The 23,404-nt window shown below is 55.6% G+C and carries 20 protein-coding genes; 10 read left to right on the top strand and 10 right to left on the bottom strand.

What is annotated here, in order from left to right; all coding sequences use genetic code 11:
• Positions 1-176: 176 nt before the first annotated feature.
• From BM267_RS09865 to BM267_RS09895, 7 genes are all read left to right on the top strand, one after another.
• The gene (locus tag BM267_RS09865; protein ID WP_074779670.1) at positions 177-1,838 is read left to right on the top strand and encodes a DUF1302 domain-containing protein; all 1,662 of its coding nucleotides are present in this window, start codon (positions 177-179) and stop codon (positions 1,836-1,838) included.
• 52 nt (positions 1,839-1,890) lie between these two features.
• Complete coding sequence (locus BM267_RS09870) at positions 1,891-3,243, top strand: DUF1329 domain-containing protein (RefSeq protein ID WP_074779672.1); 1,353 nt, start codon at positions 1,891-1,893, stop codon at positions 3,241-3,243.
• Between the two features lie 67 nt (positions 3,244-3,310).
• Positions 3,311-4,108: an SDR family NAD(P)-dependent oxidoreductase gene (locus BM267_RS09875; RefSeq protein WP_074779674.1), complete on the top strand. Its 798-nt coding sequence runs from the start codon at positions 3,311-3,313 to the stop codon at positions 4,106-4,108.
• 51 nt (positions 4,109-4,159) lie between these two features.
• Complete coding sequence (locus BM267_RS09880; RefSeq protein WP_074779676.1) at positions 4,160-4,603, top strand: nuclear transport factor 2 family protein; 444 nt, start codon at positions 4,160-4,162, stop codon at positions 4,601-4,603.
• 70 nt (positions 4,604-4,673) lie between these two features.
• The gene (locus BM267_RS09885) at positions 4,674-6,044 is read left to right on the top strand and encodes a phosphotransferase family protein (protein WP_083392484.1); all 1,371 of its coding nucleotides are present in this window, start codon (positions 4,674-4,676) and stop codon (positions 6,042-6,044) included.
• Between the two features lie 22 nt (positions 6,045-6,066).
• Positions 6,067-6,903: an SDR family NAD(P)-dependent oxidoreductase gene (locus BM267_RS09890; protein ID WP_074779678.1), complete on the top strand. Its 837-nt coding sequence runs from the start codon at positions 6,067-6,069 to the stop codon at positions 6,901-6,903.
• A 46-nt stretch (positions 6,904-6,949) separates the two neighbouring features.
• A complete protein-coding gene (locus BM267_RS09895; protein ID WP_074779771.1) occupies positions 6,950-8,206 on the top strand; it encodes an MFS transporter in 1,257 nt (418 codons plus the stop codon).
• Between the two features lie 14 nt (positions 8,207-8,220).
• Here the strand turns inward: BM267_RS09895 and BM267_RS09900 are convergent, their stop codons facing one another.
• On the bottom strand, positions 8,221-9,132 hold the full coding sequence (locus tag BM267_RS09900) for a helix-turn-helix domain-containing protein (protein ID WP_074779680.1): 912 nt from the start codon (positions 9,130-9,132) through the stop codon (positions 8,221-8,223).
• 232 nt (positions 9,133-9,364) lie between these two features.
• Between BM267_RS09900 and BM267_RS09905 the strand changes: the two genes are divergently transcribed.
• Positions 9,365-9,772, top strand: coding sequence for a VOC family protein (locus BM267_RS09905; protein WP_074779682.1), 408 nt, complete (start codon positions 9,365-9,367; stop codon positions 9,770-9,772).
• Positions 9,773-9,777: 5 nt separating this feature from the next.
• Here BM267_RS09905 and BM267_RS09910 read toward each other — a convergent pair whose 3' ends face one another.
• A complete protein-coding gene (locus BM267_RS09910) occupies positions 9,778-10,557 on the bottom strand; it encodes an SDR family oxidoreductase (protein ID WP_074779684.1) in 780 nt (259 codons plus the stop codon).
• Positions 10,558-10,675: 118 nt separating this feature from the next.
• On the opposite strand from BM267_RS09910, the gene BM267_RS09915 reads away from it, so the two are divergent.
• Positions 10,676-11,326 (top strand): TetR/AcrR family transcriptional regulator, encoded by a 651-nt coding sequence (locus BM267_RS09915; RefSeq protein ID WP_074779686.1) that lies wholly within the window; start codon positions 10,676-10,678, stop codon positions 11,324-11,326.
• 46 nt (positions 11,327-11,372) lie between these two features.
• Here BM267_RS09915 and BM267_RS09920 read toward each other — a convergent pair whose 3' ends face one another.
• From BM267_RS09920 to BM267_RS09950, 7 genes are all read right to left on the bottom strand, one after another.
• Positions 11,373-12,206, bottom strand: a complete 834-nt coding sequence (locus BM267_RS09920; protein WP_074779688.1) for an SDR family NAD(P)-dependent oxidoreductase — start codon at positions 12,204-12,206, stop codon at positions 11,373-11,375.
• A gap of 37 nt (positions 12,207-12,243) precedes the next feature.
• Positions 12,244-13,056: an enoyl-CoA hydratase/isomerase family protein gene (locus BM267_RS09925; RefSeq protein ID WP_074779690.1), complete on the bottom strand. Its 813-nt coding sequence runs from the start codon at positions 13,054-13,056 to the stop codon at positions 12,244-12,246.
• A gap of 1 nt (position 13,057) precedes the next feature.
• Complete coding sequence (locus BM267_RS09930; protein WP_074779692.1) at positions 13,058-14,023, bottom strand: VOC family protein; 966 nt, start codon at positions 14,021-14,023, stop codon at positions 13,058-13,060.
• Positions 14,024-14,097: 74 nt separating this feature from the next.
• Positions 14,098-16,614, bottom strand: coding sequence for an efflux RND transporter permease subunit (locus BM267_RS09935; protein WP_074779694.1), 2,517 nt, complete (start codon positions 16,612-16,614; stop codon positions 14,098-14,100).
• Between the two features lie 169 nt (positions 16,615-16,783).
• Complete coding sequence (locus BM267_RS09940; RefSeq protein ID WP_074779696.1) at positions 16,784-17,932, bottom strand: WD40/YVTN/BNR-like repeat-containing protein; 1,149 nt, start codon at positions 17,930-17,932, stop codon at positions 16,784-16,786.
• Between the two features lie 110 nt (positions 17,933-18,042).
• The gene (locus BM267_RS09945) at positions 18,043-19,407 is read right to left on the bottom strand and encodes a DUF1329 domain-containing protein (protein WP_074779698.1); all 1,365 of its coding nucleotides are present in this window, start codon (positions 19,405-19,407) and stop codon (positions 18,043-18,045) included.
• Positions 19,408-19,431: 24 nt separating this feature from the next.
• Positions 19,432-21,090, bottom strand: a complete 1,659-nt coding sequence (locus tag BM267_RS09950) for a DUF1302 domain-containing protein (RefSeq protein WP_074779700.1) — start codon at positions 21,088-21,090, stop codon at positions 19,432-19,434.
• 443 nt (positions 21,091-21,533) lie between these two features.
• Here BM267_RS09950 and BM267_RS09955 point away from each other — a divergent pair, with 443 nt between their 5' ends.
• Positions 21,534-22,388, top strand: coding sequence for an SDR family oxidoreductase (locus BM267_RS09955; RefSeq protein ID WP_074779702.1), 855 nt, complete (start codon positions 21,534-21,536; stop codon positions 22,386-22,388).
• A gap of 43 nt (positions 22,389-22,431) precedes the next feature.
• Here BM267_RS09955 and BM267_RS09960 read toward each other — a convergent pair whose 3' ends face one another.
• Entirely contained in the window at positions 22,432-23,340 is a 909-nt protein-coding gene (locus BM267_RS09960; RefSeq protein ID WP_074779704.1) for a LysR family transcriptional regulator, read from the bottom strand.
• Positions 23,341-23,404 lie beyond the last annotated feature (64 nt).

A 23,404-nucleotide genomic window follows, 5' to 3' on the forward strand; every position in this document is an offset into this window, starting at 1 on the left:
CACCTCTCAGCGCGGCTGCTTCCGCTCTTCTCCCCGGAGGCTCTCACGTCCGCACAGCATGTAATCCAGCGATATATCCGGGTCTTTCAACGATAGACATTGGCGTTGTTCCCGCTCATGCAGTGGCGTCTACTGAAGACGTCGAACAACAAAAATAAAACTCACGGAGATGTTTCATGTTCAAGCCAGAGTTGACACCTATCAGCACAGCCGTAGGGCTTTCAGCTTTGCTTTTCTGTGCAAGCCAGGCCCAGGCCGCAGAATTCGAAACTGGCAATCCCGATCTGATCGGTCGCTGGGACAACACCATCCGTTACAACCTCGGTATACGCGCAGAAAGCCGCGACACCGCGCTTGGTAACAACGCAACCTACGACGAATCAAACTACAAATTCGATCGGGGTGACGTGGTCACCAATCGCCTGGACGTCATGAGCGAACTCGAGCTCGCCTACAAACAAAACCACGGCCTGCGAATAAGCGGTGCCGCCTGGTATGACGCTGCCTATTCCAACACCGACGTCAAGACCAACCCCGGCAATGTCTATTACCCCGGCGCAACCGCTGGCCCAAGCACTCCCAGTTACCGCGACGGACGCTACTCATCTCACACCGCACGATATCATCAGGGCCTGAGCGGCGAGCTGCTGGATGCATTCGTGTTTACCCGTTTTCATGTCGGAGATGTGCCCGTCAGCTTGCGAGCTGGCCGCCACGCTTTGTACTGGGGCAATGGTCTGTTGATTGCCGGCCACGCCGTATCCTATGCACAGGCTCCGCTTGACGGCCGTAAAGCGCTCGCCAATCCAGGCACGGAAACGCGAGAGATCTTCCTGCCGTTGGCGCAAATTTCCGGTCAAGCACAGGTTACCGACCGGTTTTCCATTGCCGCTCAATACTTTCTTGAATGGGATCCCACCCGTGCCCCTGAAGGCGGAACCTACCTTGCATCGGCGGACGTTGCGCTAGAAGGCCCGCAGCAGCTTCCCGTGGCTCCTGGCTTCGCCTTGCCCATCATCGACCCAGTGAAGCCCGGCAATCGTGGGAATTGGGGAGTGATGGCACGCTACGCTCTGGACTTCATGCACTCGGACATCAGCGTTTTCTACCGCGAGTTCGATGACTATTCGCCATGGGGACTGCAGGCCGGGCCCGGCTTTGCCCGCTATGTATATCCAGAAGACGTGAAGCTTTATGGCTTGAGCTGGTCCGCTGGCCCGTTACTGGGCGGCGCGTCAGTGGGCATTGACCTTTCCTACCGGGAGAACGCCTCGCTTGTCTCCAGCAGCTTCAATCTGGCCGATGGCCAAGGCGCTCGGGGCAATACCTGGCACATGGTCGCCAATGGTCTTTGGCTATTACCCACGACGCCGTTGTTCGACACCGGCTCGCTCATCGCAGAGATAGCTTATAGCCGCCTGGACAAAGTGAAAAGCAACGCAGACCTTTTCCGGGGAGAGGGTTACGCCGGTTGCGACGGGCAGGACAAGGACTGGGGCTGCGCCACACGTGACTACACAGGTGTCGCTGTCAACTTCACTCCGCAATGGCTGAGCGTATTTCCAGGCTGGAATATTTCCGCCCCCATAAGCCTCAACTACGGAATCTCCGGCAACGCCGCCACAGGAGGTGGGAGTGAAGGTGATTATAACTTCAAGGTCGGTATAAAGGGCATCCTGGACGAGCGCTATGAAATCAGTCTGGCGTACATCGGGTACGGTTCGAAAATGATCACCCGCGACATACCGGGCGTTGGCAAGACAGTGGTGGGCGGCAACGGCAGTGTCGGTCTGTCTGATCGGGACTGGGTATCGCTGACCCTGAGTACGGCCTTCTGAGACGACTTGCTGCCATTTACCACGACATAAAACAATAAAACCGGAGATTCTCATGAATATGAATCGGATTGCGATCAGCTCTCTGCTGTTAGCCGTTGCCAGTCCTGCGATAGGCAACCCAGCCTGGACTGCAGATGATATTGGGCATGCACTCACCCGCTTCGGATCAGAAAAAGCCGGAAATGAAGCCGGTACCATTCCCGAATACACTGGCGGGCTGCAAGTAGCCGCGAACCTGCAACCGGGCGATGGACTCTGGCCTAACCCCTTCGCCGAAGAAGCGCCGCTTTTTCGCATTACTGCAGAGAATGCAGATGAGTTTGCCGATCAGTTGTCGTCTGGACAGATGCGGCTACTAAAAGAGCATGCCGACACCTACTACATGGATATATATCCCACGCATCGTACGGCGGCCTTTCCTGAAGAGTTCCTCGCTGCAACCGAGCAGAATGCCAGAAATCCAGAATGCGGATCGATACATGATGGACTCTCCGTAAGCGAGGCCTGTCGGGGCGGACTGCCCTTCCCCATCCCCGAAACCGGGCAAGAGGTGATGTGGAACTATCTTCTAAACTACCAGGGGGTCAACGGCTGGGACTGGAATCACAGCGCCTACGTAGTGAATCAGGGACACATCACCCTGACCAATACCAACCGTTCTACCGGTGAAAAGCCTTTCTACCAAACCGAAGTAACAGGCCGCGATCCCAAGGTTGCATCACGCATCTGGTCACGCATCGTTGCGCCAGCCCGCTCCGCGGGTACAGCTTCTGGTTACTGGGATCACCTGGATCCCGTCGCGGACGATCGCTACGCCTGGAGTTACTCCACAGGCCAGCGACGCATTCGTCGAGCGCCCGAATTTTCATACGACACACCCAACTCGGCGTTTGGCAGCGTGTCCTTCTATGACGAGATTTTCCTGTTCTCCGGAAAAATGGATCGCTTCGACTGGACGCTCGAAGGCAAGAAGGAAATGTTTATTCCCTACAGCAACTATGAGCTGAAATGGGGCTGTGACATGGAAACCAAACTGATGGACAAGCATATAAATCCAGCCTGCGAGCGCTGGGAGCTGCACCGGGTATGGGTCGTGTCTGCCGAGCGCAAGGAAGGCATACGTCATGCGCAGAAGTCTCGACGCTATTACATAGATGAAGACACTTTCGGTGCTGCACTCTATGACGCATGGGACAACAGTGGAGAAATGTTCCGCTCAGGGGCTCAGTACAACATCCAGGCGTATGGAATCCCCAACAATCCACTGCAAGATTCATACTCACTTTACGACTTCACTCGCAGCCAATACGGCATGTTTGGTAACGGCCCCACACGCTACCGCGCCGCGCCGGTAACGGAGCGTGAAGCCAATCCGCAGACCATCGCCGCCGGCCAGCGCCGCTAAGCCAAAAATCACCACGTCCGGAGGTGCGCCTCCGGGATCTCACAGTAGACTCCAGGGGGCTTCACACATGAAGCGACTCGATGAGAAAGTGACCGTTATTACCGGTGCCGGAAGCGGCATAGGACGCGCCAGTGCGTTGGCATTTGCCGCTCAAGGCGGCAAGGTGGTCGTTACCGACCTCTATAACCAGGCGGCGGAGGCTGTTGTCCAGACCATCACCGAGACTGGCGGTGAGGCCATAGCGCTAAAAGTTGATGTCGGCCTGGAGGACGATATCAAACACATGATAGACAGCACTATTGAAACCTATGGTCGTATCGATGTGTTGTTCAACAACGCCGTCAACAAGAACCCCGACACGGCCAGGGATATCGACTTCATCAATTTCAATGAAGAACTGTTCCACACCAATATGCGCGTCAATGTGCTGGGCGGCGTACTGGCTTGCAAACATGCGCTACCGCATATGCTGGATCAAGCGGGAGGCTCAATCATATTTACCTCCTCTACCAGTTCCATTGCGGGCGAAGTGGCGCAGTTCAGTTATGGCGCTTCCAAGGCAGCATTGAACTGGTACGTGCAAACCATCGCCACCACCTTCGGCAAGCGTGGCATCCGCTGCAACGCCATTCTCCCCGGCGTGATCCGCACTGCGGCCCTGGCAGGCTGGGCCAATGAGCAAATGACCAAAGCCTTCCTCGACTTGCAGAACGTGCCGCAGCTAGGTGAACCCGAAGATATCGCTAACATGGCGCTGTTTCTCGCCTCGGACGAGTCACGCTACGTCAATGGCGCACTGATGCGCGTGGATGGTGGCATGAGTTGTGGTACGCCGATGGTTCCAGTGGTCAGGGCGTATCTCTGATCAGGCGCGGCATTCAACTGACAAACAGACATTCAAGGTGAGATGCGAAACATGGGTATGCAACAGGAAAAGATTATCAGGACTTTCTGCGCCGCCTGGGGCGACGGTACAGCAACTTCACGGCCGCAGCTGGAGACCATTCTGGACATGATGGCCGAGGACGCTGTTTGGCAACTCTGGGTGCCAGGCGGCCCGGTTATCCAGGGCAAGCAGGCGTTACGCGACGAAATCACTCGGCAAATGAGTTATGTGACCCATAACCACTGCGTAATCCGCAACATCGTCTCCTCCGACAACGTAGTGATGACCGAGCGTGATGACTACGCAGTGTCGGGAGGCAAGCCCATGCCGCACTCCATGGTGGCCGTTTACGAGCTGGATGATCAGGGGCTGATCACCGCCTGGCGGGAGTATCTGGATACAGCGGATCTGGCAAGAAAGAAAGGTGTTCCGCTAGAACAGGTCGGCGGGCCAAGTCTGGATGCCAACGCCTGAACACCACCCTCTTACCTATGAAGGGCAACCGGACGAGCCGGACTTGCCGATGAATGCTTTGGAGCAGCGAATGAACATGGCCGTACAAGACACCACGAATACCGATCAACAGCAAGAACGGAAACTCTGCCAGTTCGTAGAAGAACTCCTTGAGGGCAGAGTTACCAACATCGAACGCCTGCCTCGCTGGCGGCCCGCTTGGAATGTGGATCTCAAGCGCGGTGATGAGATTATCAAGCTGCACATACGCGGTGAGCGCGGCGGCGATGTCAGCCCGTTCCCGGATCTTCGTCGCGAAGCGGATATCCTTACCCTGATCAGGCAACAAGGTATCCCCGCTCCCCGCATCTATGGCTTCTGTGAAGACCCGCAGGCCATCGTGATGCAGAACGTGCCAGGTACCCGTGATCTATCCCAGGCCAAAGACAATGCAGAGCGGCTCAGTTTGGCCAAGCAGTACATTGACGCCATGGCAGCAATGCACAAGTTACCGCTAGACGCTTTTGTCGCACGGGGAATCGATCTGCCGCATGGCGCCGAAGCGATTTCTCTGGCGGGTCTGGAGGCCTACTATCCACTGTATGAACGGAACAAGACGCGCCCGCAGCCACTGCTGGAATTCGCCCTCAACTGGCTGCGCCGCAACGTGCCACAACACCGGATCAAGCCCAGCCTGGTTCAGTATGATTCAGGCCAGTATCTGTTCGAGAACGGCAAGGTAAGCACCCTGTACGACTTCGAGTTCGCGATGATCGGCGACCCGCTCGCCGACCTCGCCTCCGCGCGCATGCGCGATAATTACGAACCTCTGGGGGGGCCCTTCAGCGAACTCTATCGCTACTACCAGGAAGTCAGCGGCGAGAAGCCCGAACCCGACGTGGTGCGTTTCCATACTGCCTTGTTCTCTACCGTCAGCGCCATGCAGTTCTCCGCGACTGTCGCCACACCGCAGCCGGGCGACCCGCATGATACCTATATTGAGTTCGATATTGCCCTGCGCCGGGTAGTAGTCCACGCGATGGCCGAGGCGATGGGCGCGGAGATTGCGCCCCCCGCAATCAACATAGTGGAACATGGCCCGAACGCAGAGCTACTCAGCATGCTCACCGACGCAGTCAATCAGGTTCAGATCGAGGACGAATTTCAGCAGACCAAGCTCAACGCTGTTCGCAAGATCGTCGAATATCTGGGGAGAGCTGACGCCATGATCAATCAACTCCAGGCTGTGGACATGCAGGAAGCCGGCGTTCTGCTGGGGTGCAGCTTTGCACACCACGATGAGATGGAGGCAGCCCTGGAACGTTTTGTCGCCACCGCAAGCACAGAGCACGACCTGGCATTGTTGGCTCTCTTCGCTTCACAGATAGAACGACGAGTGCAGGTGTTTGGACAAACTGCCATCGGCAGATCGGCAAGCCATATTGACCTGCCAGCACTGTAGCCCTACTAGTCTGGAGCAGAACATGTCTGACGATAACAACAATAAGCAAGCTGATTTCCTAGGTCGCTACGGCCCGTGGGCTCTGGTAGCAGGTGCCTCCCATGGCATCGGTTCGGAATTTACCCGGCAGGTCGCAGCGCAAGGCCTGAACTGCATCCTCGTAGCCAGGACTGAAGACACCCTGCAATCTTTGAAATCGAGCCTGGAGGGCGAGTACGGGGTTAAAGTCCTGATCGTAACTCAGGATCTGTCAGCGCCGGATGCTGCGGCTCGACTGCTGCGGGCTACCGGCGAGCGTCAGGTAGGTCTGTTGATCTATAACGCCGGCGGCGACCCTTTTATCAGTCAATTCCTCAATACCGATGCCGAAAGCTGGATGTCGCTGCTGCGGCTGAATACCCAGACAGTACTGGAAACGAGCCATACTTATGGCAAACGCATGGTGGAGCGTGGCCAGGGCGGAGTGATTCTGGTTGGCTCACACGCGGCACTGGGCGGTGTCCGCAAACTGGGCATGTACTCGGCCACCAAGGCATTTTCCCTTAACCTCGGAGAATCACTCTGGGCAGAATGGAAGGATCGCGGAGTTGATGTGCTGAACCTGCTCATCAGTACGGTGGATACGCCAATGATGCGCGAAACCATGCAGCGTTTGAATATTCCTGACGCGGCAACAATGAACTTGCCCCAGGCCGATGACATCGTGCGTCTGGCGTTGGCCGCTCTGCCCAATGGCCCAACCCTTGTTCACCCACAGGATCTGGAGTCGCCGGATGGCGAATTGTCACTCGGTGACCGTCGCCGTGAACATGTCATCAACAAAAGCGCCGAGGCGGCCATGTTCATTGGCCGCGATTGACCGCACATAGCGCGATTGAAATCACTCTGAATGAGCAATGAACAACATGAAAAATTTTGACAACAGGGAATTCAAACTCGGGTGGAAGATCCTGATTCTGGCCACAGTAGGCGTAGCCACCAGTTCAAGCTCGCTTCTGTTGTACAGCTTCAGCGCGATGATGATTCCTCTGGAACTGGCTATGGGGTGGGGCCGCAGTGAACTGCAGGCGGCAATCACTGCGCTGTCGCTCGGTACTATCGTCGCCGCCCAGCTCGCTGGGTGGGTGAACCTGAAGTTCGGCTTGCGCATCGTTACCATCGTGTCGCTTATCGCGCTATCGGTCAGCTTGTTTCTCCTCACTCAGATTCAAACCACTATCTGGAGCCTCTATCTTGGCTACTTCCTCGTTCCGCTTGCCGGGCTGGGAACCTTGCAGATCACCTGGTCGCACCTGGTCAATCTCTGGTTTGTGGAAAACCGTGGGCTGGCGCTGGCGATCATACTGAGCGGGTCCGGACTGGCCGCTGCTTTGCTGCCACTGCTGATCACTTGGTCTGTGTCGACCTGGGGGTGGCAAGCCGGCTTCATTTCCCTGTCGGTACTGCCTGTGGCTATAGCGCTGCCGTTGACCTTGCGCTGGCTGATGCCGGTCAGCAGTAGAAATGGTGCGAAGGCCGCAGAACAGCCCAAAGCGCAACAGGAGTCCGGTGGCATACTGCTCAGCGAAGCTCTGCGCTCGTGGCGCTTCTGGGTATGCAATCTCTCCATGACACTGGTGGTAGCCTGTGTGGTAGGCCTGGTTACCAACATCATTCCCTTGCTACAGGACAGGGGGCTGAGCGCAGTGGAAGCCGGGCAGATTTTCAGCGCCTTCGGCATTTCGCTGATACTGGGCAGGCTGGTAGTAGGCTATCTGATCGACCGTCTGTGGGCACCCGGGGTCGCAGCAGTGGCACTGATGATGCCGGCACTGGCCTGCCTGATCTTTGCGATGGCCACCAACAACACGGCGCTGTATATCCTGGCAACCCTGCTGGTAGGTATTGGTGCCGGGGCTGAGTTCGACATTGCCGCCTTCCTGATTGCACGCTACTTCGGCATGCGTGACTATGGTCGACTGTTCGGTATTCACCTTGGGCTGATCACCGCCGGGGCGGCGGCGGCACCTCTACTGTTCGGTGCTCTGTACAGCCTCACCGGAGATTATTCCGGGCTTCTCACTTTCAGCACCGCTTGCTTCATCATCGGCCCGCTAATGCTGCTCAGTCTGGGTAGCTATCCAGTGTTTCGCCACCCGACCGCCCTGACGCCAGCTCTCTGATGCAACGGCCTAGTTCAGGGGTTAACGCGACGCATCTCCTGACGAAATGCCTCGGGCGTCATACCCACTTCTTTGCGGAACGCCGCCGCAAAGGAGGCGGGGTTCTGGAATCCGGTCTGGTAGGATACCTGCTTTATCAGCACCTTGTGATCAAGCAACAGCGATTTTGCCTTGCGAATGCGGCTCTGGGCCACATACTGGCGCAGAGTCAAACCGACAGTATTCTTGAATAGCATGGAGAACTTTCGGGGTGGCATCTCCCACATCTGGGCAAGTTTCGCGACCGAATTGCCCATTTCTGGGTCCCCATCGAGCATCTCTCGCAATTGCCTGATCTGTTGCAAGCTCAGTTTCCCACGACAATCACCTGGCGTTCTCGAACCCAGAAACTGCCTGTGCAGATCCATCGCAATGCCAGTCAGCATACACTCTGTATGCAGTTGACTGGCAAAGCCCGGCGCAGCCACCTCCTGCGCCAGCCGCTCCATGGAAACCTGTAGATAATTACTCTTCAAATTCAACATGCCGTCATTGAGGCAGTCTTCCCAGCACCACTCAATGCCCGCCAACGGACCCAGTACGCCGGGATCGAACAGACAGATCATCGATTTGAATTGAGACACTCCGTGGTAAAACTGGAACTCAGTCCCCGGGGGAAGAAACAGCACTTGACCTAGCGACTGGAAGTCACAGTCCCGGCCGGAAAAACGACCCTTGTTATCTGAATATCTCGATTGGCTAGCGGCCGCTTTGGGCAACACCAGACGCAGCAGACAGCTGTTCTTAGCTTCAATAACTGCAGTTCCTGCACTTAGCCACTGGGCACCCTGTATCTGAATATCGAAACCATCGTCGACCAGGCGGGACTCTGTCCAAAACTCACCAACATTGGACGGGTCATACTCAAGATACTTTACTGAATACATGGTTACGACCTTCAGCGATTATTATTGTGGACACTGAACATTGCCTAACATTGGGTTTCATGACTTATCACTGTTCAGCATAGTCTTCGCCCGCTGTGTGCCAATTACTAAATCCCTTTAGCTGGTATTCAAAAAAGCGATACCTGTGACCAGTTCTTTATTGTTGTCCCTACGCCGCTTATGCACTTTTAATGAGTTCCACGCATTCACTCGCACTCACTCAGGAGCCTCCATGACACTTCGAATGGATCACTTCACCATTGTTACCGACCAACTGGAGGCCACCCGCCAGTTTTACGTGGACCTTCTCGGACTCGAAGTCGGCCCGCGGCCACCATTCCCGGTGGATGGCCTGTGGCTGTATGCCGACTCCCATCCCATGCTGCATGTCATTTCAGTGGAACAGATGCCCGAGCCACGCCGCGGGGTGCTCGATCACATGGCTTTTTTTTCCTCTGGTCTGGGTTCGATGCTCGACAAGCTCGATGACCACAACGTCCGTTACCGCATCATCCGCGCCCCCGGAGAGAACCGAACCTGGCAGGTATTTTTCAAGGATCCGAATGACGTCGAGGTCGAGCTCGACTTCGCCGCCGAGGAAACGCCACCTGCCGACTGGAAGCAACGCAGCAAACGCTGAGTAGGTCAGATCAAGCCGGCGTAGGCGCCGCCATCCAGTTGCAGGTTCTGCCCGGTGACATAGCCAGCCTGGGCTGAACAGAGGAACGCGCAGGCCATGGCGAGCTCTTCAGGTGTACCGAATCGTCTGGCCGGGACAGGTCTGAGCATCTCGGCTCTCGCCTCATCCAGACTGATGCTCCTGTGCTTTGCCAACTGACCGGTCATGTAGGTCAGCCGGTCGGTCGCAATGCGTTCAGGCAAAAGATTATTGACCGTGACATTGTCGCGAATGACTTCCACGGACAGCGCCTTTGAGAAGGCGGTGAGACCAGCCCTGGCTGCTGTCGAGAGGCCCATCGGCAAACGCGGAGACTTGACCATGGCGGAGGTGATATTGACGATACGACCAAAACGCCGCTCGCGCATTCCATCAACCACGGCCTGGATCAACAAGATGGCGCTGAGCATATTGGCTTCCAGTGCCTGTTGCCAGCATTCGAGATCCCAGTCCTGAAATTTCCCCGGTGCTGGACCACCGTTATTGGTGACCAGGATATCCGGAGCAGGACAGGCCGCAAGGAGCTTCTCCCGGCCAACGCTGGTGTTGAGATCCGCTACCACCTGCACTACCTCACGCCCCGTGCAGTCGCGAATCGCCATCGCAGCCTCATTCAAGCTACCGGGATCGCGCCCGTTGATGAAGACCTCGCACCCTTCAGCAGCCAAGGCGATGGCACAGGCTCTACCCAAGCCCCGCGAAGAAGCACAGACGAGCGCTTTACGATTGGCAATATTCAGATCCATATTTACTCTCCCCCCTGTCGAGTCCCGCAAGGCTCAGCCTCATTACAGCGAGGCTGTAATCCTCTATCCTGTAGACACTTACACTGAAACTTTCCCATGAAACCGGAGACGGAATACGATGAGCAAGCCGTCAACCCGAGCGGAACCTGGCAAGCGCAACACCATGAATCGACTGCTGGCCGCCGGCAGACAGATTTTTGCCCTGAAAGGTCTTGCAGGCGCCCGGGTAGAAGATATCGCCCGCGAAGCCAAGGTGACCAAACAGTTGGTCTATCATTATTACGGTTCCAAGGAAGTCTTGTTTTCAACCGTCCTGGATGACGCATCGCAGCAGATCATGCAGGAACTGATCACGCTTGATATCGATGATCTGCCACCGGAAGAAGCGCTGCGAAGTTTGCTCCATTGCTGTTTTGACCAGTATATGAAAGATCCACACCTGGGCGCGCTGGCCCTGGAGGGTATTCGTTTTCATAACGCGTCGGAGACCAGAAGCAACAGTTTTACCAGTGAATCCCCAGCGCTTGTCGTCAAGTTCTCAGCAGTTCTGAAGCGTGGAATGGAGACTGGTGTGTTCAGGCAGGGTATTGATGCCCGACTGCTTCTGGCGAGTTCCGCGCTGCTGATGTCAGGGGGGTTCACCAACCATTACACCATGTCAGTTCTCGTCGGGTTTGACACCACTTCGGAGGACGGCATGCGAATCTGGCGCGAACACTCGGTCAATCTCATTCTTGCCAGCATCATGCAGCAGCCTGTACGCCTGTAGCCCACTTCAGGCGTACAGGCGTATCAACCAACGCAGCGCCCGCTTATTACATCCCGGTACGACCTTCCGACTGCTCGAAGAAAGCACGCATCGCCACGAGCGACGGGGTGTGACTGCCAAAGCCGCCATCTGCTACCAGGGTGGTTCCGGTCACGAAGGATGACTCATCGCAGGCAAGAAACGCTACCACATCAGCGATCTGCCGCGGGGTTCCCAGTTCAGGGGTCAGGTGATTGTCGCGCAGAATACTGAGCAACTCCGGGGGCATGGAGCTGTGGGCATTTTCTGCAGGTGCCAAGCCAATCTGAACCGCATTTCCACGCACACCCAGCTTGCCATACTGCGCCGCTACCAGCTTGGGCAGCATGTTCAGCGCTGCCTTGGTTGTCGCGTAGCCCGTCAGGGACAGATCTCCCTGGGCACCCAGTCCAGAGGTGGCGAAAATTACCGAGCCTTTGCCCTGTTTCAGCATCACCGGGATGACATGCTTGGAACACAGAACGGCACCGCGCAAATTGACTGCGACGGCGCAATCAAAAGCATCCATGTCCAAGTTACAGATATCGCGATCCTTCTGACGCTGGCCCACGTCCAGAACCGCAGCGTTATTATACAGCACGTCGATGCGGCCAAATCGGCTCATCACCTGCTCTACCATTGCCTTGACGTCGTCTTCACTGGATACGTCGGTGCGCAAGGCAATAGCCTGACCACCGACTGATTCGATCTCTGCCGCGACACTCTCCGCCGCTTCCTGATTGATATCGACGATCGCAACTGCTGCGCCATGGGAGGCTAGCACCCGTGCGCACTCAGCGCCCAGACCGCCTCCCGCACCGGTGATGATTGCTACACGATCCTTGAGCTTGTCTGTTGTCATTTTATTGTTCCCTTATCTTTATACGAGATGATCCGCTTCACTCACCGGTGAACTGTGGCGCTCGACGCTCGGCAAAGGCCAGCGCTGCTTCCTTGGCGTCCTTGGTGGTGGCCAGCAACGAAAAAAGATCCAGTTCGAGATCCAGGCCCTTCTTCAATTCGACTTCCAAGGCAGCGCGCGCTGCTCTTTTTGCATACACCGAGGCCATAGGTGATTTGCCAGCGATCTGCAACGCCAGCGCTGATACTTCATCGAGCAGGGTCTCGGGGCTGTTAGCGACACGGGATACCAGCCCGATCTGCCGTGCCCTTTCAGCATCCAGACGTTCGCCCGTAAGAAGCAGATCAAACGCATGACCCGGCGTTACCACTCGGCACAATCGCTGCGTTCCGCCGCCGCCGGGAATCAATCCCAGACCGGTTTCCGGCAACGCGAGCACCGCATCGGGCGACGCGAAACGGATATCACAGGCTAGCGCGAGTTCGAGGCCGCCACCCATGCAGTATCCGTGAATTGCGACGATAACCGGTTTACTGACCGCATCGACCGCCTCGATCCAGCGGGCATCCTCCATACGCTTGCGCACTTGAATGGAAGTCTCAAGAGCGCGCTTTTCCTTGATGTCTGCCCCGGCGCAAAACCCTCGCTGGCCTTCACCACGGATCACTATGACATGAATCCTGGGGTCATTCTCCAGGCGTTCGAGGGCCGCTGGTACACCTGCACGGATAGCGTCGTTGATGGCGTTGATCTGACCAGGACGGGTGAGCACTACCCATCCCACGGATCCGTTACAGTGCATCTGCACTGCTTCGTTGATTACTTCGGGCAGGCTTTCTTTAGTGCTCATATCAGCATTCCTCGAACTCGAACAACTGCCCTCTGAGTTCAGAGGGATCAATCCTGATCAGCGACTTTCCGCCCACCGCATCGCATGAGTCGATCCAGCTGAATGCCGTGCCCCGAGCCCGGAGGTCTTCGGCCTTGGCAGCCAGATCATTCACTGCAATACGAATGTAATAAGGCCCCGGCCCCCAACTGTTGAGGTAGAGTCCTGCGTCGCTGTTCCAGCGAGTCGCTTCAATGATGTCCAGCGTGGCGCTGTTCGCCAGGGTAAAGCCCATGCGCGCACGGCGGTATCCTTCGCCTTCGATAAGCTCGACGGGGCCCGAGGGTTCCCAGTCGAGATTCGCAGAGCAACGGCGAAGCGTCTCGTTAAGGTCGCGCACCAGATAGCCACGGGCAGACACACGCACCATATCACCGGGCTTCAAATCACGGGGCTGCGGAGCGGGCACCGAGAAGGTTTCAGCTGGCATCTGCAGCGGCTCCATAGGCATGATTTCTATGCACAAGCCACCATCGACGATGGGGTCATAGAAAGGTTTCTCAGGAGAGGCACCGAGCCACAGACGGTCAAACGGCATGTCGGGAGTGCGCTGCGCCATACGGAATGGAAGCCGTCTACGCATCAGCTTGCTGACCAGCGCGTCGAACTTGTCGCCATGCAGCGAAAGCACGATGGAATGAGTAAGCATTGGGCGGTGGCGTCCCTGATACTCCTTCAGACTTTCCAGAAAATCGTGAAACATCGGATCACCGGGGTTCGGACGATCAAGATGCCATTGTGGCTCGACGCGGGTCGGCGACACCGCCAGTGATTTGTGAACCCGCAGAAAATGAGCAATGTACGGATGGTCATCAAAAGCCTGGCGCCAGCGCTCATGTTTGTATATTCCCAGCTTGTCGACCAGCAACTCAGTCATACCGTCTGGGTCTGGCACCATCATGTCGGCGCTCATCAGCAATTCGAACATCTTTATCTCCATCTCTTACGGGAGCGAATAAAATCCAGGGTTAGGTTGAAAGCGCCATTCCCTAGCGCTGCATTTCAGTTAGTGTTCACCAGCTCCTGCTTGTAGCGTCCCGGTCCGGATGCTGACGGCTCGACGGGCGCTTCCGCCGGCGACGCAACTTCGCCACCTTTGTGGTTCTCCGTACCCACGTTTCTGAGCAGAAAGTGAGACAGGGCAGGAATCAGGATCAGGGCACCGAGCATGTTCCACAGGAACATGAACGTCAGCAGAATGCCCATGTCAGCCTGGAACTTGATGGGTGACCATGCCCAGGTGATTACACCTGCCGCCATAGTCAAACCGATCAGTGCCACCACTTTCCCGGTGAAATCCAGCGAGCGGCGGTAGGCTACAGCCAACGACTCGCCGCGAGCCTGGACGGCCAGCTGCACACTGAGCAGATAGAGCGCGTAATCGACGCCTACACCCACGCCTACCGCCATGACCGGAAGGGTGGCAACTTTGAGACCGATACCCAGCCAGACCATCAGTGCTTTACAGATGATGGTGGTCATGATCAGCGGGATAAGCGCAACCAGGGTCGCGCGGATGCTGCGGAAGGTGATGAGACACAGCAACGCAGTGGCACCGTATACGGCGAAATACATGACCAGGATGCCACGGCGAACTTCGATGTTGGTTGCCGCCTCGATACCTGCATTACCCGCTGCCAGCAGAAACTCTACCGGCCGCTCGGCGTCCGGCCCGGTATTGAATTTCGCAGCAAAGTCCTCGACTTCATTCAACACCCCGGTCAGCGTATCGGCCTTGTGGTCGGTCAGATAGGCAATCAGGGGGGTAACTGAACAGTCCTGATTGGTAGTACCTGGCGAGGAAATCATAGCGGCATCGACCGAGGCATTGGTAATCGCCTGATCTCGGCTGATGGTCAGCCATTTGGCGCTACCTTCAGCCATACCTGAGGTCATGAAACGGACAGTGTCGGCCAGTGAGGTGGTTGTCTGTACCCCCTCGGTCTGCCGCAGGCGCCAGGCAAGCTTATCCATGGTCTGGAGTGGCCCAAAGAAACGACATCCATCGGGATCGGTCTTCATGATGACCACGAATTGGTCGCTGGACAGACCATAGTTGGCCGTGATGAAAGCATTATCCAGGTTGTAGCGCGAGTCCGGACGCAGCTCCGGCGCACCCGGATCCAGGTCACCTATCTTCAGATCCAGCATAACAGCAGAGCTGACTACCGTTACCAGCAACGAGACGCACACCGCAGCGATTGCCCACTTGCGTTCAGTAAACTTGTTCAGGCCTTGCCACACCCTGCCCTGCCAGCTGCGGTTCTGCTGTATGTTCTTGTCTTTTTCGATAGCAATCCGCGCCGCTTTCTTGCTGACGCCTATGTATGACAAGGCAACCGGAATCAGAATGAGTTTGGTGAAGATCAGAACCGTGACACCGATACTGGTTGTCAGCGCCAAGTCCCGGATAACAGGAATATCGATGATGGCCAGAACGGCGAACCCCACTACGTTTACCAGCAGTGCTGTCAACCCGGTCAGAAACAGCCGTCGGAAGGTATAACGCGCAGCGACATACTTATGGGTTCCGCGGCCGATATCCTGCAGGATCCCGTTCATTTTCTGGGTGCCGTGGGAAAGGCCTATCGAGAAGATCAGGAAGGGTACCAGAATGGAATAGGGATCCAGCTCATAGCCGAGCAACTGCATCAGCCCGAGAAGCCAGACAACCCCCGTCACCGCTATACTCACCAGTAACAGGGTACTGCGAACGCAGTGGGTATACAGATACACAAAGAGCGCGGCCACCAGCACGGATATGCCGAAGAACATCATTACCGCCTGAAGTCCTTCGATCAGATCACCGACCAGTTTACTGAAGCCGACGATATGAATCCCCACGCTGTCGCTTTCAAATGACCTGATCTTCTCCTCTAACTGTTTCGAGAACTCACTGTAATCCAAGGGCTCGCCGGTCTGGGGATGGGTTTCCAACAGAGGCGCCAGGATCATGCTGGATCTTGAGTCATTGGCGACCAGGCTACCCAACAACCCTGCACGCGTAATATTACGTCTCAGCGCGCTGATACTCGCTAGGCTACCGTCGTAATCAGAAGGCATGACCGCACCGCCGCTGATACCTTCTTCAGTGACTTCGCGCCACCGTACGATAGGCATCCACAGTGATCGCATCCAGGATCGGTCAATGCCGGGAATCAGATAAAGCGTGTCATTTACGTCCTGCAACACCTGCAGATATTCCGGGTCATAAATATCTCCACTCTTGCTGCTAACCACCACGCGAATATTATTACCCAGGCCCGGGAGCTCGTTCTTGTGTTCGAGGTAATTCTGGATATAGGGATTATTAACCGGAATCATGCGTTCGAAACTGGCATTGACATCCAGCTTCGTGGCAAAGCTGCCCAGCACAATGGTTATCAGAACACAACTCAGAAGAACCAGCATCCGATTATGAAAAATAATGCGCTCAAACAGGCCACCCGAGCTTTTGTCGAAGTCTTGTAGGTCACGTACTACCGGCATCCCGTTATTGTTATTACTCAATTCGACCATTTCTTTCTCCAAAGGCCTTAGTGCACATACAAGACATGTAGCGTCAGTGCGTCCTGGATGAAAACTTCATTGATACCAATAAGCGTTCCTGAGCCAGCCACCCTGTTCTCTTGATAAGGAGGGTAGTAGCGGCGTGGTACTACCATCAATTACCTGATACCGGCATTAACTAATTGAGTTTGCTGATATCAATCTTTCGGACGCCGGAGAATTGAGTAACCATCAACTCTCTTGAACCGTCCACCATGGCCGCAGAGGACACCTCTCCGCTGAAGGGCACTTCCAGTCTGGCCGTTTCGAGATTACGGGAATCGAGTCGTATCAACTCTCCGCGCTGACTAACCAATATAAAGTGGTTGGGGCCGTCTTCCAGGCAATCCACCAGACTGGCCTGCTGTTGAGTGTCCACTCGATCCCAGCTCAGGCCCTCATTTCTGCTGACATACAAATTGCCCCGCAGACCGTACGCCATGACCAGACCGTCACGTACGTGCACTCCAAAAAAAGTACCGGTATAGAGCGTTTCTACCCGGACGAAACGACCCAGCCCCCGATCCAAGCGCATGACCAGACCCTGCTCACCGCTTATGTAAGCTTGCTCACCGTGCATATCGATACTGTACAAATGCATGCGCCGCTCGTTTTCGGTGCGCTCGATCCATGGCTGCCACGTCATACCGTCATCAATGGTGTGTAGCAGCATGCCAAAAGCACCCAGCAGAAAGCCTTCTCCGTTGTCGTTGATGAACACATCCAGAAAAGGCGTGGCCATGACATCGGGATCGGACGAGGTGCTCAGAGCCAGATCTACTTCTCCCAGTAGGCTTTCAGCTTCATACTCATCGATGCCAGCAGCGGTGGAATAGTGCTCTCTCAACAGCGTCACCAAGCTACGACCGTCCAACCGAACTTCCCACGATTTGCCGCCATCAGTTGTGGCGAGCAGAACGGAATCATGCCCGACAGCCCAGCCATGCAGCTCATCACGAAAATGTACCTGCACGAGATCACTGGCCACGGGACTGGTGGAGAGGCTCCAGCTGTTACCGCCATCGCTGGAAATCATGATCAATCCGCGCAGCCCCACACTGACAAGATTGCCGCCGGCCTGCGCTATTGCCACAGCGGGCTGGGGACGGCTCAGATCCTGAATGATGGAAGGCTGCTCAAGCGGATCATGGAGACCGCGTGAAGACTCGCTTTTCGTTTCGGAGGCCAGGACTGAAAAGGAACCCAACCCAAGACACAGGAAGCAGGCAGTTGCGAGAGAGATCGATCTCGTGGCTGGGGGATATTTCAACCAGCAGGATATAGTCATTATTCTTATCCTCAATAATCCAGACGCGTCTTGGGCTTGAACAGCGTCGCCGAGTGGCGACAGCTGTTCCCGGTAGCGCTCCCCCTGGGACCGCACCGTGACTGCTTGAGTTACCGTACGCTTTCTCGAGAAACGATGGCTTCAGGATTCAGCTCTCGCTCGGACCGAGGTGATTCGAGCACCTTGTAGCCACCGGACAGAGCGTCATTGATCAAGCCATACATGCCTCGATTGAAGTCATAAATGACATGTTTGACGATGTAGGGAATATCGTGATCATAGAACTGAACACCACCCAGCATCATGGATCGATAAAGCTGACCACTCTGATCCCAAGCGTCATACAGACCGGCGCCATAGGTGTCTTCATCGAGGTAGTAGGTTCGTTTGCTGTAGACATGACGACGACCTTCTTTCAGCGTCGCTTCCACTTCCCAGACGCGGTGCAGCTCCCAGCGTTCACACTCTGGATTCAGATGTGATGCCATCAGCTGAGTATCGGCATTGCAGTCAAAATACAGCTCGTAGTTGTTATACGGGATATACATCTCTTTCTTGCCGACCAATTTGAAGTCGAAGCGATCCTGCATACCCGAGAACATGAACAGCTCATCGAACAACTCGATCCCGCCCATGCTGGCAACCGGTGTGTCATAGGCAAATTCTGGAGCAAGTTTGACGCGACGCTGCCCTGGGGTATAACTCCACGCGCGTCGTGCTCGACTGGTAGGGTCGAGAAAATCCGTATAGCCGGTCATTTCACCAGCTCGACGGGCCGGTTCCTTGGTGACCGAGTACACCCGCGTGTACATCTGCTCGTCACGACCGGGCACATCCATCTGGTAGAACGGCCGCTCGACAAAGGTTGCCTGTTCCGACGCCTTAGTTACCGAGCCATTTGACGCGACGATCCAGCTGTTCGACGACGAGGTGGTAGTGCCAAACTTTCCGTCGTTGTAGCGCACCTGCTGGTTCCACATCACCTCATTCCCCGTCTTCGGGATCGGGAAAGGGACTCCACCCCGGCAGGCGGGATCAAGAGCGAGCCCGTCCTTGAGGGTGGAGCATTCGGTTGCGTTGCGAACGGATGCGTCTAGAACTTCCTGCGGCAGAGCTGCGGTGCGGTGTGTCGGAAAGATATCCATATAATACTCAGGATTTCTCTTCAGCAGCTCAATCTGGCCCTCACTCAGCTTGTCCGCATGTTGAGCATAATTGCTGGCATCAATGCGAAAAAGAGGCTGTTCATCCTTGAACGGGTTTACCCAGTAACCACTGCCCGGCTCGAAGCCAGCAGGTGCCTCGCGCAGCCCACCCTCGAAGGCAGGAATGGTTCCCGCCTCATTTCCGGCCTGAATAGCGCCGGTCAAGGTCAGCGACTTGCCGAGCTCGGCTGCTTCCTCAGGTGAAACGGCAGCTATTGCAAAGGCTGACATTCCACTGAGAACCAAGCCGAAAGCGAGTTGGAATTTCATAGACGTTCTCCGTTCTTATGTTTATTAAAACGAGGTCCGGTAAGTAAAAGAGACCCAACCCCGGTCCGTACCACCTGCGCTGGTCATTCTGTCACCGTTGGCATTCAGCGTATGTTTTTCCTTCGCAGACGTGTCCGCATAACGCAGGGTAAACTCATGACTTTGCTGGTAGGTCATTTTTGCACCCACGGACCAAGCCAAGGCACCTTCAGATCCACCGCCCGCGCTTGCCGCGTTACCATACAGGCCATAGTTCAAGGTAACAGGAAGATCCAGATCCCAGGAAGGCAGAACAGCCAGATACTGCGGGGTGTAGTTTACTGCCATGGCAGCATAGTTGCGGGTTGAGCAGCCATCCTCCTTGCCCCCGGAACCGGCAACGCCCGGCGTACGCAAGTCGGTACAGGCATCGTAGCCTCTACCTTTGTATAACTCCTCGTTGTGCGTCACTTTATCAAGATGGCTGAAAGCCAATTCGGCTACCAGCGTGGAATTGTCAGCCAGCCAGTAACGGGGCACACCATAAACAGCATTCAACACCATGTGAATGGTGTCACCGCGCGGCCCTTCATTATCAAGCGCGCTGATGCCCGTAGCGTTCAGCGCGCCGTCCTTCCGGTAGGAAATTTCCGCGCCGATGGAAGCAGAGCTGATGTTGCCCGCATAACTCAAGCCAAATAGCTTGACGTTGCGCGGGTAGACCAAACGATATTCCAATGCGTCCATATCGATCTGCGGCGACAACCAGGCCTGATAATCATCGAACTCCCGATAGTAGGCACCGAGCGTCACGCCAGCACTCTGGATGTCGTAACGACCCATGATGCCCCAGTTCGCGCTATCTCGCCCAAACTTGGAATCAGCACGGGCAAGATCGAAACCGGGTGCCGCAGGCAGACGATCAGGCCCTTCGAAGAAGGGATCGGCCGCACCGAAATAGGTTCCGCCGAACGGAAAGCGGGTGTAATCCCACTCGTAGAAGTATTGTCCGGAAATGGACAGCGAATCGGTCACCTGCGCCTTGGCCGAAACCTGGCCAATAGGCAGAAAGACCTCCTTGGTCTCGATGCCCGGACTGGTTACCGCTTTAACTGCATCCGTGGGGGCTTGCGAATAAGCGATGGCGTGGGCACCGAATAGCAGACCCTCTCCCCAGTAATTTGTGTGTTTACCAACCTTAACGTTGACCGGCGCATTACCGATGTGGAAGTTGGCCCATACAAAAGCGTCGAGAATTTCACCGGAGGGACCATAAACGTAGCGCTCGACTTCAGAGCTGTAGCGATCATTACGATAGCTGGTCGAATAGCCCGGAACATTACTTTCGACCGAGCGATCACTGTATGCATCGTCATACCAGCCAGCAGCACTGACCCGCGCACCAAAATGCCATTTATAAGCAAGATCGATTTCAGTCAACACATCAAGACGGTTTGTAACTATGTCGCCCCGGTCAAATTTTCCGTTGGATTCGTCAAAATTCGGGTTGTTCATGATACTGCTGTCCTGGCTCTCCGCACGGATGCCCAGGTTGTAACGAACGGTGTTATCCCAGCGTAAACGGATGTCAGGATTACCCAGATCTATCTGCATGGCAGACACATTGCCTGTTGCTGCTACGACCGCAAGAGCCAGCGCGCTGCGAGCCAGGGTGCTTCGCCCAAGTTTGTTTTTAACGTTCATCGATCTTCCTTTGTTTTTATTTTCAATGGCTTATGAAACCTTCCGCGTTTTGCTGCAGCGCCGCGTCCCGATCTCTCCATCATTCATCCATCGGCTGGATCCGTCGCGCTCTGTTCAGCGCTTTTTATCCTAACCTAAGAATCCCCATGATTCCACATCAAGATTGCAATTCTCTATACAGACTGACAGGCGACCAGTTTCTTTGCTTCAAGAACCTCACCCCTACTCGCTGAATCACTCCAAGCGGGTGTACAAACCTCGGCTGGTGGTTTGCCAACCGCCTTTAAGTAAACATAACATAGAGTTCTGTTCAATTTATGTCTTTCTTTTTTGGTTTATCACAATCTAACGAGAGTCATCTCAGCCGATAGAAGCCTCAGAAGCGGGGCTTATAAGCGATTCAGCTGCCATTTCCGGTTTACATGCATCATCAAGGAGAATGTATGAATATTGATCTTAGCGACAAACGCGTGATTGTCACTGGCGCATCGCGCGGGATCGGCAAGGCAATTGCCACCGCCTTTGCAGCGGAGGGTGCCCGCGTCGCGATCTGCGCCAGAAATCTGCAGGCAGTCACTGCTACAGGGCAGGAACTGGAAGCTAGCGCGAGCGCCGTCATTGCCCGCTCGGTGGATGTGACAGATACCACTTCAGTGAACGCTTTCGTTGCTGAGGTCACGGAAGCCTGGGGCGGGGTAGATGTATTGGTCAACAATGCTGGCCAGGGCAAGGGTGGCAACCTGGACACGCTGACGGCCGAGGCCATTATTGAGCATGCCAACGTACTGCAGATGGGTCACTTTCGTTTTGTTCAGGCTGTTGTACCCTTCATGCGCAAGCAGCGCTGGGGCAGGATCATCGAGATCAATGCGCTGGCGGGCGTGATCCCCACGCCAGAAGGCATTCCATCAGTGATCAATCGAGCCTCCTGTGTAGCCCTGTCAAAGTCGCTCGGCATGTCGCTGCCCAAAGACAACATATTGGTCAACTCGTTGAATATGGGCTGGATTGATACCGGTCAGTGGGATCGACACTTCAGGGAGATGGGGCTGGGGGTAACCCGAGAGGAATTCGACGAGATGGTCATGAAGGTAGTCCCGCTCGGGCGCTACGGCCGACCTGAAGACGTGGCCGGCATGGCGCTGTTTCTCGCCAGTGATTACGCGAGTTTTATCAGCGGTGCCTCTATCGATATTGCCGGCGGTATGGGTGGGCAGATTGCCTACTTCCCTACATTAAAGCGCGATTTCGCCGAATCCATTCGGCAGCGAAGGGAAAACTCCTCGCTCACGGAGTGAGCACCTGATCGAATAAGGTGTCGCCTGGCGGGACACTGCCTGCTCAGGATCCGCAAGCATGAATGAGGAATTGCTGAAAGGCGCTGGCAGCTTCGTTCAGGCTTGCGCCTTCACGCCACAGCAGGCCCAGCTCCATGGGTGGCACGGCGTCGGTAAGCGGGCGGATTTCAATCTTCTTGCCCTCCAATGACCAGGCACGATACAGCATGTCCGATAGAATCGTAACCCCGAAACCGTGGGCCACCAGCCCACGGAGCGATTCCATGGAAGAGGTGCGAAAGGCCACTTGCGGCTTCAGGTTCTGGCTATGCCAATAGCGCAGAGCCGATATTTCGCCTTCATCGACCGTGGGCATGATATAGGCGTGCTCAGCGACATCTTTCAAAGTGATGGAATTCGATTGCATCAGCGGATGGGTGGAAGCCAACCACAATTGCCGACGCGATCTGATCAGAACGCTGCGCTCCAGGCCGCTGAGATCGCTGGCGTTGGATATTACCGTCAGCCCCATGTCCAGCTCACCCGAAGTGACGGCGGCCTCGATGCTACTCCGCTCCATATCAATCAGATCAATCTCGACATCCGGATAATTACGCTTGAACCGCGCCAGCAGGTTCGGCAGGAAGTAACCCAACACAGTGTAAGAGGCCCCTACCCTCACCACCCCGCTGGTTGCATGACTGAGAAAGAACGGCTCGCTAAGTGCATCCTGCAACGTATCGAGAATATGACTTGCATGCTGCAAGAACTTGTTGCCCTCCGCCGTGAGGCTGACGCCGTAGGGCATCCGTTCGAACAGCTTCACGCCCAGGCGCTCTTCCAACTGCATGACCGCAGCAGTGATCGCCGACTGCGATACATGCACCTTGCTAGCCGCTTGGGAGAATTGGCCGGTCTCTGCAGCCGCAACGAAGTATCGCAACTGGCGCATCGAAACATCATTCTTTGTCATCTGTTTTTTCAATACCTTCGTCTAGTTTTTATAATTTTACGATACCAGACGGTCTTCATATACT

Source organism: Halopseudomonas bauzanensis (assembly GCF_900114735.1).
GTDB lineage: Bacteria > Pseudomonadota > Gammaproteobacteria > Pseudomonadales > Pseudomonadaceae > Halopseudomonas > Halopseudomonas bauzanensis.

Bases quoted from the DNA above. Each gene is read 5' to 3' on its own strand.
- BM267_RS09865 (WP_074779670.1), top strand. From the start codon at position 177: ATGTTCAAGCCAGAGTTGACACCTATCAGCACAGCCGTAGGGCTTTCA.
- BM267_RS09870 (WP_074779672.1), top strand. From the start codon at position 1,891: ATGAATATGAATCGGATTGCGATCAGCTCTCTGCTGTTAGCCGTTGCC.
- BM267_RS09875 (WP_074779674.1), top strand. From the start codon at position 3,311: ATGAAGCGACTCGATGAGAAAGTGACCGTTATTACCGGTGCCGGAAGC.
- BM267_RS09880 (WP_074779676.1), top strand. From the start codon at position 4,160: ATGGGTATGCAACAGGAAAAGATTATCAGGACTTTCTGCGCCGCCTGG.
- BM267_RS09885 (WP_083392484.1), top strand. From the start codon at position 4,674: ATGAACATGGCCGTACAAGACACCACGAATACCGATCAACAGCAAGAA.
- BM267_RS09890 (WP_074779678.1), top strand. From the start codon at position 6,067: ATGTCTGACGATAACAACAATAAGCAAGCTGATTTCCTAGGTCGCTAC.
- BM267_RS09895 (WP_074779771.1), top strand. From the start codon at position 6,950: ATGAAAAATTTTGACAACAGGGAATTCAAACTCGGGTGGAAGATCCTG.
- BM267_RS09900 (WP_074779680.1), bottom strand. From the start codon at position 9,132: ATGTATTCAGTAAAGTATCTTGAGTATGACCCGTCCAATGTTGGTGAG.
- BM267_RS09905 (WP_074779682.1), top strand. From the start codon at position 9,365: ATGACACTTCGAATGGATCACTTCACCATTGTTACCGACCAACTGGAG.
- BM267_RS09910 (WP_074779684.1), bottom strand. From the start codon at position 10,557: ATGGATCTGAATATTGCCAATCGTAAAGCGCTCGTCTGTGCTTCTTCG.
- BM267_RS09915 (WP_074779686.1), top strand. From the start codon at position 10,676: ATGAGCAAGCCGTCAACCCGAGCGGAACCTGGCAAGCGCAACACCATG.
- BM267_RS09920 (WP_074779688.1), bottom strand. From the start codon at position 12,206: ATGACAACAGACAAGCTCAAGGATCGTGTAGCAATCATCACCGGTGCG.
- BM267_RS09925 (WP_074779690.1), bottom strand. From the start codon at position 13,056: ATGAGCACTAAAGAAAGCCTGCCCGAAGTAATCAACGAAGCAGTGCAG.
- BM267_RS09930 (WP_074779692.1), bottom strand. From the start codon at position 14,023: ATGTTCGAATTGCTGATGAGCGCCGACATGATGGTGCCAGACCCAGAC.
- BM267_RS09935 (WP_074779694.1), bottom strand. From the start codon at position 16,614: ATGGTCGAATTGAGTAATAACAATAACGGGATGCCGGTAGTACGTGAC.
- BM267_RS09940 (WP_074779696.1), bottom strand. From the start codon at position 17,932: ATGACTATATCCTGCTGGTTGAAATATCCCCCAGCCACGAGATCGATC.
- BM267_RS09945 (WP_074779698.1), bottom strand. From the start codon at position 19,407: ATGAAATTCCAACTCGCTTTCGGCTTGGTTCTCAGTGGAATGTCAGCC.
- BM267_RS09950 (WP_074779700.1), bottom strand. From the start codon at position 21,090: ATGAACGTTAAAAACAAACTTGGGCGAAGCACCCTGGCTCGCAGCGCG.
- BM267_RS09955 (WP_074779702.1), top strand. From the start codon at position 21,534: ATGAATATTGATCTTAGCGACAAACGCGTGATTGTCACTGGCGCATCG.
- BM267_RS09960 (WP_074779704.1), bottom strand. From the start codon at position 23,340: ATGACAAAGAATGATGTTTCGATGCGCCAGTTGCGATACTTCGTTGCG.